General features: G+C 46.9%; 17 protein-coding genes. 3 read left to right on the top strand and 14 right to left on the bottom strand.

The window, feature by feature from the left end:
- Positions 1 to 96 precede the first annotated feature (96 nt).
- The 13 genes from KNQ14_RS06005 to KNQ14_RS05945 form a co-directional block, all read right to left on the bottom strand.
- Positions 97 to 807 (bottom strand): hypothetical protein, encoded by a 711-nt coding sequence (locus tag KNQ14_RS06005; protein WP_214860061.1) that lies wholly within the window; start codon positions 805 to 807, stop codon positions 97 to 99.
- A complete protein-coding gene (locus KNQ14_RS06000; protein ID WP_371743328.1) occupies positions 804 to 1,334 on the bottom strand; it encodes a nucleotidyltransferase family protein in 531 nt (176 codons plus the stop codon). Before KNQ14_RS06000 ends, KNQ14_RS06005 begins: the two co-directional genes overlap by 4 nt.
- Positions 1,324 to 2,310: a quinone oxidoreductase family protein gene (locus KNQ14_RS05995; RefSeq protein WP_214860059.1), complete on the bottom strand. Its 987-nt coding sequence runs from the start codon at positions 2,308 to 2,310 to the stop codon at positions 1,324 to 1,326. Before KNQ14_RS05995 ends, KNQ14_RS06000 begins: the two co-directional genes overlap by 11 nt.
- A gap of 97 nt (positions 2,311 to 2,407) precedes the next feature.
- Positions 2,408 to 3,331 (bottom strand): DMT family transporter, encoded by a 924-nt coding sequence (locus KNQ14_RS05990; protein WP_214860058.1) that lies wholly within the window; start codon positions 3,329 to 3,331, stop codon positions 2,408 to 2,410.
- A 105-nt stretch (positions 3,332 to 3,436) separates the two neighbouring features.
- Positions 3,437 to 3,907 (bottom strand): hypothetical protein, encoded by a 471-nt coding sequence (locus KNQ14_RS05985; protein WP_214860056.1) that lies wholly within the window; start codon positions 3,905 to 3,907, stop codon positions 3,437 to 3,439.
- 31 nt (positions 3,908 to 3,938) lie between these two features.
- The gene (locus KNQ14_RS05980) at positions 3,939 to 4,256 is read right to left on the bottom strand and encodes a hypothetical protein (RefSeq protein WP_195864945.1); all 318 of its coding nucleotides are present in this window, start codon (positions 4,254 to 4,256) and stop codon (positions 3,939 to 3,941) included.
- A gap of 29 nt (positions 4,257 to 4,285) precedes the next feature.
- Complete coding sequence (locus tag KNQ14_RS05975) at positions 4,286 to 6,730, bottom strand: ABC transporter permease (protein WP_214860054.1); 2,445 nt, start codon at positions 6,728 to 6,730, stop codon at positions 4,286 to 4,288.
- Complete coding sequence (locus KNQ14_RS05970) at positions 6,727 to 7,476, bottom strand: ABC transporter ATP-binding protein (protein ID WP_214860408.1); 750 nt, start codon at positions 7,474 to 7,476, stop codon at positions 6,727 to 6,729. The genes KNQ14_RS05975 and KNQ14_RS05970 overlap by 4 nt, the downstream gene beginning before the upstream one ends.
- 97 nt (positions 7,477 to 7,573) lie before the next feature.
- Entirely contained in the window at positions 7,574 to 7,996 is a 423-nt protein-coding gene (locus tag KNQ14_RS05965; protein ID WP_214860052.1) for a cytidine deaminase, read from the bottom strand.
- 10 nt (positions 7,997 to 8,006) lie between these two features.
- A complete protein-coding gene (locus tag KNQ14_RS05960; protein ID WP_064299780.1) occupies positions 8,007 to 8,777 on the bottom strand; it encodes an ABC transporter permease in 771 nt (256 codons plus the stop codon).
- Positions 8,774 to 9,475: an ABC transporter ATP-binding protein gene (locus tag KNQ14_RS05955; RefSeq protein ID WP_214860050.1), complete on the bottom strand. Its 702-nt coding sequence runs from the start codon at positions 9,473 to 9,475 to the stop codon at positions 8,774 to 8,776. The genes KNQ14_RS05960 and KNQ14_RS05955 overlap by 4 nt, the downstream gene beginning before the upstream one ends.
- A 96-nt stretch (positions 9,476 to 9,571) precedes the next feature.
- On the bottom strand, positions 9,572 to 10,012 hold the full coding sequence (locus KNQ14_RS05950; RefSeq protein ID WP_214860048.1) for an NUDIX domain-containing protein: 441 nt from the start codon (positions 10,010 to 10,012) through the stop codon (positions 9,572 to 9,574).
- A 58-nt stretch (positions 10,013 to 10,070) separates the two neighbouring features.
- On the bottom strand, positions 10,071 to 11,666 hold the full coding sequence (locus KNQ14_RS05945) for a M3 family metallopeptidase (protein ID WP_214860046.1): 1,596 nt from the start codon (positions 11,664 to 11,666) through the stop codon (positions 10,071 to 10,073).
- Positions 11,667 to 11,825: 159 nt separating this feature from the next.
- Between KNQ14_RS05945 and KNQ14_RS05940 the strand changes: the two genes are divergently transcribed.
- On the top strand, positions 11,826 to 12,032 hold the full coding sequence (locus KNQ14_RS05940; RefSeq protein WP_023468455.1) for a helix-turn-helix transcriptional regulator: 207 nt from the start codon (positions 11,826 to 11,828) through the stop codon (positions 12,030 to 12,032).
- The gene (locus tag KNQ14_RS05935) at positions 12,029 to 12,727 is read left to right on the top strand and encodes a DUF3169 family protein (protein WP_214860043.1); all 699 of its coding nucleotides are present in this window, start codon (positions 12,029 to 12,031) and stop codon (positions 12,725 to 12,727) included. Before KNQ14_RS05940 ends, KNQ14_RS05935 begins: the two co-directional genes overlap by 4 nt.
- Before the next feature lie 44 nt (positions 12,728 to 12,771).
- Here the strand turns inward: KNQ14_RS05935 and KNQ14_RS05930 are convergent, their stop codons facing one another.
- Positions 12,772 to 12,921 (bottom strand): hypothetical protein, encoded by a 150-nt coding sequence (locus tag KNQ14_RS05930; RefSeq protein ID WP_214860041.1) that lies wholly within the window; start codon positions 12,919 to 12,921, stop codon positions 12,772 to 12,774.
- 100 nt (positions 12,922 to 13,021) lie between these two features.
- Here KNQ14_RS05930 and KNQ14_RS05925 point away from each other — a divergent pair, with 100 nt between their 5' ends.
- Positions 13,022 to 13,204: a hypothetical protein gene (locus KNQ14_RS05925; RefSeq protein WP_023468458.1), complete on the top strand. Its 183-nt coding sequence runs from the start codon at positions 13,022 to 13,024 to the stop codon at positions 13,202 to 13,204.
- Positions 13,205 to 13,207 lie beyond the last annotated feature (3 nt).

Raw genomic sequence — 13,207 nt, 5'->3', positions numbered from 1 at the left:
GTAGGCTGGCTTGTGTCTCGCCTGAGGAAAGGGCGTGAAAAGACACGTCATTCTTTTTTTAATCAGCCTCTTTGTCTATTCGGTCTGGTCAATTGTCTACTCGGTGAGAAGCAAGTCAATCGGACTGTCTGGTGATTTCTGAATCAACCGCATGGTTGTCTCTTCCGGTCGATCACTGACGATCCACATCACGTCTGTTCCGTTTTGGTAGGCAAGATTGAGCTGTTTTCCTTGCTTTTGAACGTGTACCTTCAATCCGTTGATGGTACGTACCCGTTTTCCAAATCGTGCCGGAATCCGCTCACTTTTCAGTCGTGTCTCAATCATCGTGTAATGACGATTCGTGACAAGTTTCGTCGTCATTTTTTTCTTGTTTCCTTCCCACGCTAGGCTCCCTTCGATCGACTCGCCTTTCGTGGATTGATCCCGAGTGAGATCCATCGAACTGCTTAACATCCAGTTCGACTTCTTTTCATAAATCATCAGCGAATCGTATCGTCCATCGATGACGCTTGCTAGCAGTAAATTATAGTCACCGAATTTAGCGTCCACTCGGAAATCGTCTTGCTTTAACGTATAGGTGGACTTGTCGCTCAAGTCATATTTAAACTGATGCTCGGCCGTTTCTACAGCAGTCGGATAGGAGCCACTGTCGAACAAACTCGTACCATCAACGTGAATCTTTTCTTTCACCTCGACATTCTTTTCCGGTGCGCACCCGCTGATACAGAGGAGTCCTACTAGTAGAAGCGGTATCGTTTTTTTATAACTGATTTGTTTCATCACATACGCTCCTTCTTGTTTCATGTACATACTTTTAGACCTGGATCATCTTGCCATCCTTTTTCAATTACTCGTCGCTGAAAAATCGAATGACGCGCGGTGCCGACTTGAAACGGTGGCGTCGGTCGAATGATTTGATCCATAAAGTCATCTGCCCCATATGGAAGGTAAAGTTCAAAGTCTGGTCGTCTCGTCACGCCGATTGCTGTGACGGTCTCAGGAAACTGTGAAATCGCATCCGTTGCGGACTGATAAGGTGGTAATCCATTGACGAGATGCATTCGCGTTTGATTTTTAACAGACCACGGCAAATTCAATACTTTGCGTAACTGTTCTTCATGACGTTTTTCCGTGACTTCCGAAAGATCAGTAGGATCAAAATAGACGATATCGATGTCCGATGTCGCCTGTCGTTCGACGTTCCAAATTTTCGAACGTAAGACACCGGCACAGATCCACCAATCAGGCAAGTGGAGTGTCGCTACCAACGCTAGCATCTCTTGTAACTCATGATCGTTTCGTAATCGCTGTTCAATTTCTTTATGATCCACACTCATCTCCTCCGATTCGTAGAACTATTTTCCCTTGATACTGTCGGGATTCCATCAACTGATGTGCCTCTTGCACTTCTGATAGTTGAAACTCGTGAATCATCGGCATCTTCAATTTCTTATTTTCGAGTAGAAACAGGATATGGGATGCAGCCCGTTTAATCCGATTTGGATCCAATTGACGCGTCGTTCCAAGGCTAAATCCACGAATCGTCCGGCAACTGGCATGGACATCTGTCGTCGAGAGTTCACCTGCTGATCCGCTACTGTTACCAAATTGTACGAGTGTCCCGTAATTAGCGAGACAATCAAGACTTTTTCGCGTTACGTGACCTGCGACAGAATCAAAAATGACATCTGCTCCCTTCCCATTCGTCAACAAAAGGACGTTTTCGGCAAAATCATCATATGTGAATACATGTTCCACACCAAACGATTGTACGTATTTTATTTTCTCAAGATTTCCTACTGTTGCGATGAGTTGCTTCACACCTCTATGTAACGCAAGCTGAATCAATGCAGTGCCTACTCCACCTGCTGCACTATGAATAATGATTGTGTCGGTCGGCTTCACTTGACCAATTTCAGTCAGTAACATCTCGCTCAGAATTCCTACTGTAGTAAATAAGATTGCTTCCCGCAACGAGATCGATAGTGGGACTCGATATACGAGTCGCTCGTCCGCTCGAACGATTTCGGCATATGATCCGGTTTTTGCAAATGCCATGACACGATCGCCTATTTGAAATGCCGAATTTGGGTTAGAAGCTATTACAATGCCGGTTACGTCTAAACCAAGTACGAACGGAAACGTACCCGTTGCTTTTCCTCCTCGGCGTTGTTTTATATCAGCAAAATTCACACCCGCCCAAGCAACTCGAATCAAGACCTCTCCAGGGTTAAGTACTGGATCCAAACATTCATCTTGTTGAAGCACGTTAGCCTCCCCGTATGCATGTTGTATGATACGTCTCATCTTATTCCTCCTTATCACTCTTTCATTTTACCTCATATTTCCATTTAACAGCATAAAAATAGACATCTGCAACCGGCGGATTGCAGATGTCTTTGATTTACAGCCGAATCAATACGATACCACCAAGCATGATGAGCAAGCTGACGATTTGCACACCTGTGACTGGTTGTTTTTTTGCACCGAACCAACCGAAACGATCAATCAATAGGCTGCCAGTCAGAAGACCGATCGTCACGATGACGACAGCGAGTCCTGTACCGACGAGCGGAACGATGAAGGCATTCCCGGCAACGAACAACGCACCGATCAATCCTCCGATCCAAATCCAAGCAGGTAAGGATTGCGACCGATCGATGTGCCACTTCGTTCGGAGGATCAGATTCAGCAATAGCAAGCTAATCGTACCGATGATAAATGAAATCAAGGCGCCTTTGACGGCTGACCCAAGAACACTTCCGAGATGACCATTGATCGCCGTCTGGGCAGCACTCATCATTCCGGTTAGAATTCCGAGCAGACGCCAGACAAACAACGAGTTTTCTGTTGATGCCACCTGCTGTTTACGACGGCGTGCGAAATAATCACCGAGGGCGACCGTTCCGACGACACCGAGTAACACAAGCACTGCGCCGATGACCCGTGTCAACGAAAGTGTCGTGACGTTCGCTTCAAACAATCCAAAATGATCGATCAACAGTCCCATGATGACTTGACCGAAAATCGGCATGATGACCGTTTGGACACCACCGAGTCGCGGAAACAGCAAGATGTTTCCGGTCAAATAGATGACGCCGAGCAGTCCTCCACCCCAAATCCAGAACGGTTCATCGGCGGTAGCTGAGAGACCTGTAAAATCCCCATCGACGAGCAAGACGAGAAGCAGTAAGAAGAGTGAGCCGATCGAAAAGGAAATCAGCGAAGCGAGGAACGGTGAACCGACGACACCCCGCAATCGTGTATTGACACTCGTTTGAACCGGTACGAGCAGACCGATGATGAATCCAATGATGATCGCAAGCATACGAGGACCTCCTTCTTCATGTGCCTTTCCATCATACGGCAGTCTCGCACGCGGAAGCGACAGGAATGCTCAAAAAGGAGCCGGTTCATCGACCGGCTCCACGAATTAGATCTTTTTCCACGACTTCTGATACGTCCGCAGTTCTTTCTTCGTTGGATGCTCGGCATCGAGACGTTTTCCGTTTCGTTCAAGTAGCATATCGGACACGAGCAAAACAATCGCAAGGACGACATAGACGGCAAAACTAAGGAAGAATGGCAAGTCGAATACGATGATCAGTGGGAAAAATAATCCCATTAAGATCACGAACAAAAAATCAGTCACATACTGCCATTGAATGATTTTTTTCATCTGTGGTTTTACCGTTAATGCCATATCACGTTCGACTTCTTGCGAGTGAATCCGCGCAATCCAGACCAATGCTACAAGTAAAAAGAACAATGGCCAGTACACGTCCCGATTGGCGACGACTAATAGGATACTGACTCCGTACAGCAACGAGCTGTACAAACGTGGTTTGACGAGTTGACGCTTTTCTTCTTGAATGAACGCGATACGTTCGGCTTTTGTTTTCATTTAAATCCCCCAACTGATGTGACGTATCTTTTTAATCTGATCGAACCGTCCGTGATCGACCGATGTACTCGACTTTATTTTGAAGTACACGATACATCCGGTATTCTCCCGTCGGTGCCGACTTCAGCTGAACGGCAATCTGATGACGTCGTGATTTCGATGATTCCGACGCTACGAAGTACGGTTTGACCGATGCGATATCATCACGTCCGAACTGCTTCGTCACGTGTCGAACGACTTGCACTTCAACAATCTGCTCATAGGTCGCATCCCGTTCACCTGCGATCATCCACCAACCGACACCGCTAATTACTACGAGTAATAGAATCGCACCGATCGTTTTTCGCATTTCGATCCCCCCGGTTCACTTGCCCTTACTTACTGTTTCAATTCGTGAACGAGGTTTTCCTGCTTTCGTCGGGTGACGAACCAAGCGATGCCTATGACAAGCACTATCAAACCGGCACTGGTTCCGGCAATCGTCGGTACATTGAAGTAAAATGATCCCGTATCATCGATCCGTGTCATGAAGAAGGTCGCACCAAGACCACTGATCAGTCCAAAGGTGATGCCACTCCCAATGAATAAGAGCATTTGAATGAGTGTCAGCTGACGGAGCTTGTTCCGTGTCAACGCAATCGTTCGGAGCAAGGCATACTCGCCTCGTTTTCCACTCACGAAACTGAGCAAGGCGTTCGCAAGTCCGAACCAGACGGATCCACTCATGACGACGAGCGCAATCAAGAAGACGAACCAGCGTTCCGTCGTTTGTTGCTTTGCATCGCGAAGTGCGTCAGATAGTCGATTCACTTGCAATGTCGGATAACTTTCTGTGATCTCTAATAATGTTGTGGTCACTTGCGCCTTCGTTAACTCGGACGGAACGTCGATAAAGACATTCAAGATGTGATCGTTTGGTTGCCGCAGTTGCTCGTTCCGCCAATCCACGAGGACGTCTGGTGCTATCTTCTTTTCAATTCCAACGATTCGGAATTGACCGACCGAAACGTTTCGTTCTTGTTCCCCGTCCCATCGCCCTATTGGCAACATATCGCCTTTTTGAAGACTGTGTGTTTTAGCAAAGGTCCGTGAGACGATGATTCCTTCTGTGTCACTCGTCTGCTCTCCCGCTAAGACATCAAGACGACGATAATCCGTCACTTCGTATTCGATCGAGACATCTTCTTGAGGCGACTGGTATTCGAAGGAATTGCGAGACGACAGAAAGGTCGCTCTTGCGCCAGGTAGGTCCGTTTCAATTTGTCGAATCAATTGCAACGGGTTTCCTTGCGATCCTTCATCCAAACGACTCTTTAGGACGACTTCTGTCGGATATTGGCTGATGATGTACTTCCGCTCGTTTTGTTGCACCGTCTCAAGGAACGTCGAGCCGATGACGACGATGATCATCAAGACTTGAACGATCAGCATCAACCAGGCATTTTTCCGAAGTTGCGGCAACACGCCCCGGAAGGCGACGAAACTCGTTGGTCCCGCTAACCGACGAACAATCGGTTCCGCTCGCTGGAGCACTCCCTTCAAGAGGAGTGGCGTCACAAGATACATCGTCAGTAAAAAGGCAACGGTCGCACCGAGCCAGGCGATTGCCCGTGACCCTTCCGTACTGGCAATCACTTCAGCGAATAACACCAAACTGACGGTCAATCCACTACTGAACAGGACGAGACGTTTTCGCCGGGTCGGTCGTGACGCCGTTTTCAGATTTTCTCGCAAGACGTGGAGTGGTAACACATCCCGTTTTCGGTAAGCCGTACTCGCGAGCAACAGCAGAATTAACAAAGCACTACCGAACGTTACGAGCATCAAGAACGCTCCTTGTTCGATCATGAGGGAGACGATCATTTTACCCTCTGTCGGCCATACGAGTTGACCGAGTAACGGTAAGCAAATACTGCCTAGAATTGTAAGCATCGTGCCCGCTAAGACAATCAATCCAGATTGAACGAAGAACAGCTGAAACAGTTGCCGTGTCGTCGCCCCAAGCGTCCGCATGATCGCAAATTGGACGGCATGTTTACGTAAATACAAGTCAAAATTCGCCATCAAGATGAAGCCGGACACGACAAGGATCAATACTGACAAGATTCCGATGTAGCCGTTCAGCGCCGGTGAGAGCGCTTGCCCTTCCGAAAGTTCAATCCGGAGCTTCGGATTTGCTTTGACGAGTGTATCGGCATAGTGGACGAGATCCGCCTCTTTTTTTAGATTGAGCAAGACGGCTTTCGTTTCGATCGGATGATACTTCTTCAGATCAGCATACGAAAGCAAGACTTGATCGTGCGAGACTCCCGGTGTTTTTGAATTTGGTAAAATCTCACGGATTCGATACGTCGCTTCTCCGACGCGAAGCGTTTGCCCGACACTACGATCAAGCGACGTCGCGAGTCGAGCTGACACGATCACTTCTCCCTGTTTCAATTCGTTCGTGAAATGATACCGACTTTTCGTTAGGGCATCCGAATGAACTCCTATCGTCTCCACGTCGGCCATCGCTTGACCAGCGACGCGCGCTGTCGTCTGTAAGATCGACTCTGCGCCCAAGACATCGTGATCCTTTTTAAGTTGCTCCAACATGGACTGATCCGTCCGCTCGTCTTCAGGTGTATATTTGACCGTCAGATCGACTTGACCATATCTTTGTACACGATCTGTCTCGATAGCGGCTTGATTATGTAGTAAAAAAATGACCATCGTTAAGACAAGACCAATCGAAATCATGACGCTTCCGATTGAGGTCACTAAAATCATCGGACTTTTACGGTACAGTCGGTGGGAAAGACGGAAGAGATGTTGTCGTTTCATACAGCCCCCACGAACTGCTCGTATGTCTCTAAAATCGGCGCCACGTCTCCGGTCGACAGTTGATCGGCAACGATCTGTCCGTCATGGAAATACAGCACACGTTTCGCATGAGCGGCTACGGTCGCATCATGGGTCACGAGCAGGATGCTCGTTTGTTGTTCGCGATTGAGTTCTTGAAGCAACTGCATGATTTCAGCAGATGTCTTGAAATCGAGGTTCCCCGTCGGCTCATCCGCTAAGATGATCGGTGGTCGACTGATCAAGGCACGTGCGATTGCGACACGTTGTTGTTGTCCACCCGACAGCTCTTGCGGTCGATGATTGTTCCACTTCGTCAGTCCGACTCGTTTGAGCCAAGTGTCCACCTCTTGATGGATCGTTTTATCATCCATCCCCTTCAGTATCAATGGTAAAGCGATGTTTTCCTGAACTGTCAAATCATCGAGCAGATGAAACGATTGAAAGATGAACCCGATGTGTTGCTGACGGTATAACGTCGCAGCAGGTTCAGTGAAGATGTCGCGTTGCCGTTTTTCCTTTAAGGTCAACGTTCCGCCGGTTGGCGCGTCAAGCGCTCCCAGGATATTCAACAGTGTACTTTTCCCGGATCCACTCGTGCCCATGATGGCGATGAATCCTCCTTCCTCTAACGTAAAGCTGACTTGCTTCAATGCATGGATCGTCTCCGTTCCACGTATGTAGGTTTTTGATAACCGTTCGACTTCTAATAAAGCTGACACGCATATCCCTCCTTAATTATTCCGTCTTTATCATAACCATAATAAGGATTTTTTAGAAGTAAATGCAAAAAAACTCCTCATCTAAACGACGAGGAGTTACTGGCTATTGTCGGACATATTTTAATGGAATCAAATCTGCAATCCGGACTTTCGTCAACTGATCGTCGATCGTTAAGAGGACAAATGCGTCCGGTGCATAGTCGGAAATCAATTCGCGACACATGCCGCACGGACTGACGACACGAATCGTTCGGTCCGCCTCATCCGAATAGGGATGTCGGACGGCGACGATCGTCTCAAAATCCGTCAATCCATCCGTGATGGCGGAACCGATCGTGATGGCTTCCGCGCACACCGTCACCCGACCGATATAGGCTTCGACATGAACTCCCGTTTTCGTTACGCCATCTTTTGTCCGCAATGCAGCTGCGACGTGATGTTTATCTTCAGCGTAACGGCTTTGAATCGTTTCGGTTGCTCGTTCGACCAGTTGCAGGTCAGCTTCTGTAATCGGATAAGTCTGCATATTGTGCTCCTTACGTGTCTTTTTTCTTATAGGTCAAACCGATGAATTGTGCTTTTTCATTGAATAGTCGACGGTAGGATAGAAAACCAACGAGGACAGATGCCATCGCCGCCGTCGTTAAGATTAGGAATAGAATCAATAGTTGATAAAGGACCGCTTCCATTGGATCCGCGCCACCGATGATCAACCCACTCATCATCCCTGGCAGTTGGACGAGCCCCATCGTTTTTTGCGCTTCGATCGTTGGAATCATACTTGTCCGGATCGCGCCTTTTAAGCTCGTATCAATCGCTGTCTTCGCATCTCCACCGAGTGAAAGAATCAGTTCGATGACCTCGTCGCTTCGTTCGACCTCGTCCTTGAACTTATTGAGAAACAATAAGGACAAGATCATACAGTTTCCGATGACCATCCCGCTGATTGGAATGACTTGCTGGGCTTCGAACGGAATGATTCGTAACCCGAGCAAAATGCCCATCGTCAATGCTTCGACCGCAATCAGTGTGAACAAGATGATCCACTGGATTCCGGGAATCCCGTCCCCTTTACGGATGACGTTCAGTGTCGCTGCACCGATCATCAACAGAATCATCAGTAACATGAAAATTGGACTGCCGCTTTCAAAGACGAACGTCAAAATGTAACCGATGATTAAGAGTTGGACAATCGATCGAACGGTTGCGATGATGATGTCCTTCTCTAGACCAAGCCGTAACGTCCGCGCTAAGACGAGGGGAATCAAAATGAAGATGAGCGAAGTCGCCAGTTGGAGGTAACTCATACCGATTCCCCCTTCAAGAACGCTTGTGTCTCGGCTTGACCACTTGAAACGAGTTCTTTAAAAGCACCAGACTCAATCAATCGACCGTCTTTTAAAAACCAGACGTCGTCACTGACCCGCTTGGCTTGCTCTAAGTCATGCGTAATCCAAATGATCGTCGTCTGTAACTTCTGCTGTAAATCAAGAATCAGCTTCTCAATCTCCTGTACCATCCGATAATCGAGACTTGCCGTGATTTCGTCAAGCAACAGGACGTCCGGTCGATTGACGAGTGTCCGTGCGATTCCGAGCCGGCTCCGTTCACCACCCGACAAATCTTTGACCGGTCGCTCAAGTTCGACGGATAGGTCAACTTGTTGTAGCAAACGTTCCGCTTCTTCGCGCGGTAACGATTCACCGAAGATCGATTTCGGCAAATTGATATTATCGTAGACGGTACCTGGAATCATCGGCGCGCTTTGGAATGCCATCCCGATCCGTTTGCGGACGTCGAGCAGATTCATCTGCTCAAGTGGTTCGCCTCGAAAACGAATTTCGCCGCGATCGGGAGAAATCAGTCCATTGATGTGTTTCAATGTCGTCGATTTCCCGGCACCACTTGGTCCGACGAGCGTTGTAATGACACCTTCGCGGAACTCACCTGTTATTTCGTGTAAGATGTGTTGATAGCTGACTTCGTGAAATGTAAGAATCGACATACCGTGTGTTCACCTGACTTTCTACAAGTTTCGGGTAATGCTCCTGTAGTGTTGTACCCGAAAATCCGTCACGTTAGTACGTCAAGCGACACTTCCTTACGCGTGGATGATCTCTCCGGCAAAATCATACGGTACCGTTCGACCAGCAAAGAGCGATTCTTTTGATGCTTTCGGTAAATTGAGGTGTTTGAACGCTTCTTCACGATCCATCCAGACGAGTCCGGAAATTTCTTCTGGAACATTCGTCTTTAATTGACCGGAAGTGATTTCTCCCGCGAAGAAGAAAAAGAGACAATGTTCCCCCGCTTGTGGGAAGAATGCTTCTGCCAGATGGACGATGTCACTTGGTATGATTGTAAATCCTGTCTCTTCCAGAACTTCACGCGTGATTGCCGTATGTAGCGTTTCGTCGCGCTCGACTGTCCCACCGGGCAATGTATAGTAGTCACCGTGATCGCCACGATTCTCGACCATCAATAATTGATCGCCTGTTTCATTAAATAATGTCGCATAGACGATGTTTTTACGGATATTCATGTTCGTCCTCCTATCGTTTTGTACATCTGCTATTTCTGATCAAAGCGTGTTGTTTTTATTATGTCTTTTCTAGCTCATTTGTCCAAATTTCAATTTGACCCTGTAGGAACGCCATCAACTCTTTCATTTCCGCATCACTTGGTAAGAAGGATACGCCCGCTCTCGCATAGACGTCTTGGATCGAATGGGTTTGACTAAGCGCCAAGGCTGCGATGAAATCTTTCAGCGTTTGGTCAGGGTCTTTCGTGAAATGTTGATAAACCTGGAGAGCGGCGATTTGAGCAATCGCGTACTCGATGTAATAAAAAGGTGTCTCAAAGAGATGGATGACACTCATCCATGCATGACCTTTCCAATCGGGTGTTTCAGACCAATCGATGACGTCCGTATCGTATGATTCTCGGAGATCGGCATAATAGGCATGTCGTTCTTTTGGATCATGACCCGGGTGAGCATAGAGCCATGATTGAAAACGATCGACGATGATCGTCTCGGGTAAGAACTCGACAATGGAACGAATCTGTTCCAGTTTTGCCCGGGCAACGTCTTTTCTATCCGGAATCACCTGATGCCATTCGTTCATCGTAAACAACTCAAGCGACATGGCAGCGAACTCCCCTACTTCAAGCGGAATCGGTTGTAGTCCGTCGTACGTTTCTTTCATCGCATCATGATGTACGGCATGGCCGATCTCATGCATAAAGATGACGAGATCATCAAACGTATGGATACGATTCATAAATAAGAACGATTGTTGTTCGACCGGTAAATACTCACAAAACCCTCCGCCCGCTTTATTTGACCGGGCATCGATATCGAGATGATTCATCTGTCGCATGTCTTTTAATACTTCAGCAAAATAGGGATGGACGCTCTCTAGGATTGCTTGAGTCTGATCTAAGAATGAAGTATCAGAACCGGTCACGTGATGATCAATCTGTGTATAGGCGGATTGCCGAACGTCCCACGGATGGAGCGCCTGTTTGCCGAGAAACGTTTGTTGTTCGCGCTGAAATCGCCGTTTGATTGGTAGAAAGTCGGATTGAATGATGGTGGCGTAATGATCGACATCTTGACTCGTATAATCGACGCGTCCGAGTTCTACAAAAGCTAGTTCCTCGAATCCGATCTTACTACTTGCAGTGGCACGCGCTTGTCGTAACTCAACGAGTCGTGAAAGCAACGGTTGAATGACGGATTCCTTCATGCGGAACGCTTCCTCAATCGATAAGAGCGCTTGTTTTCGAGTGGATTCATCCGCGTCAAATAAAGCAGCATAGAGATCCGAAACCGGCTCTCTCGATTTTTTCAGCATCGTCGCCTCAATTCGGAGATAGTCTTGAATAAGACAAGCTTCCTCTTCTGTCACACTTGTTGCTCTGAGTGATTGTTCAAAACGTGCTCTCGTTCGAAGTGTAACGTCATCACGTGAGACGAGATCCATTTTTACGGAACGTCTCAACGTATCGAGCTTATCCGATAGCTGCTGACGCCCTTGTTCGTATTCAGAAGTGGTACCGGGGTCTGTGACGTCCTGGAGATACGCGATTTTTTGTTTGAGCAAAGTCTCTTCCATTTGGAGAATCGAAGCAATCTGGTGCGTAACATTCTCATCATGATAAATAACGTTATTTACACGTGACTGAGATTTCATCGACGGATTTCACATCTCCTTTCAACTTATTCTAGTATACAGTTTATGCCAACGATATGATCGTTTTACAAATAATTGACTATTATATTGTCTTTTTTGACTATTATCGTTGTCAAAAAGACCATGATAAGTTACATTATATAGGAGGTGAATCCCTATATGAAATCCAGGTTAAAAGAATTACGCGCCCGTCACGGGTGGAATCAGTCTGAACTGGCACGGCGTGCGAACATTTCGCGCCAGACGATCAGCTTAATCGAACGCGAAGAATTCATGCCGTCGCTATTGATCGCTGTCAAAATTTCTCGTGTGTTTGATACGCCGCTAGAAGATATCTTTTATTTCGATGAGGAGGAATTAACATGAACAAGGAAGCAGTCAAGGTCATCATCGCAGCGTTACTCGGTTTTATTAGCAGTTATTTCGTCATGTTTGTCCTAAAAAATATCCATTTGTCACAGTTTGAACGATCGCTCTATCTTGATTACATATTTATTGGTCTTTTCGTTATCTTGACGCTCTTGACTCTCAGTTACATCGTACGCTATTCGCAAATTCGTCAATTGACTCAACACTCTGTTTCTTCCGATGAAGAGGACGCGATTGACGATCAAGTGAATCGATACTATGCAGATGGCATGATGATGGTTCAGGTTTCTACTCTTCTCAGCATCGGGCTCGCATCGTTTAGCATCATTGAAAACCAGTTCGGACTTCATTTGATACTGAGCGGACTCTTTTTTATCATCAGTAGTCTTGCCTCTGTTTTTTATCTTAATCTCATGCATCATATATATCCGGACCGTCAGTTCCCGAAGTACTCGGAAACAAACTATATCAAAAAGCTGTTCGCTGCTTCAGATGACGGCGAGCAACACGTCATGTTAGAGGGACTCATCCGTTCACAGTCTTCTTTGCAACTCCTATTGATGGGGATCATCGTCGTATTGGTCGTGTATTCGTATGAGACCGGTCAATCTCAGATCTTTGCGATCAGCTTATTGATTATCGCCTTGATTTGGAGCAATGCGAAATATTTTCTCCATGTACGCAATCGCTAAACAGGAGCATCCAGTCAATCGACCGGGTGCTCCTTTACTTGCCTTCAAAAATCCCGATGATTTTGTTGCTGATGGACATCATGTTGGTTCAGTGTATATTCCTGATCGTCGAGCGAGCGATGTTTCGATTGACTCCGCGCTGAAATGAACCAAACGACTCCACCAACGGCGAAAAAAATAGCAATGAAGATCATAGACACCCTCCTTTAGATTCCTTTTTTACTTTATTCTTCCAACACCCTGGTTTTTCCTTTACGATAAGATAGAAGATATTAATTTATAGGGGGCGTTAGGATGTTCGGCAAAGAACCGACATGTATGCATTGCGGCAAAACGATTGAAGGAAACGAAAAAGTCTACATCCAGATGCGCTATCCGAAACATCGCGGGATGACGGAAGTCAAAGCATACCTAAAAAGCGAAGGACGTTTCATTTGTGAGCAATGTTTCGCAGAAAAGACAGAGTCAAAGGGGTAAGCA

It is taken from the genome of Exiguobacterium sp. s161 (assembly GCF_018619045.1).
Taxonomy (GTDB): Bacteria; Bacillota; Bacilli; order Exiguobacteriales; family Exiguobacteriaceae; genus Exiguobacterium_A; species Exiguobacterium_A indicum.
This window is presented reverse-complemented; position numbering and strand designations above follow the sequence as displayed.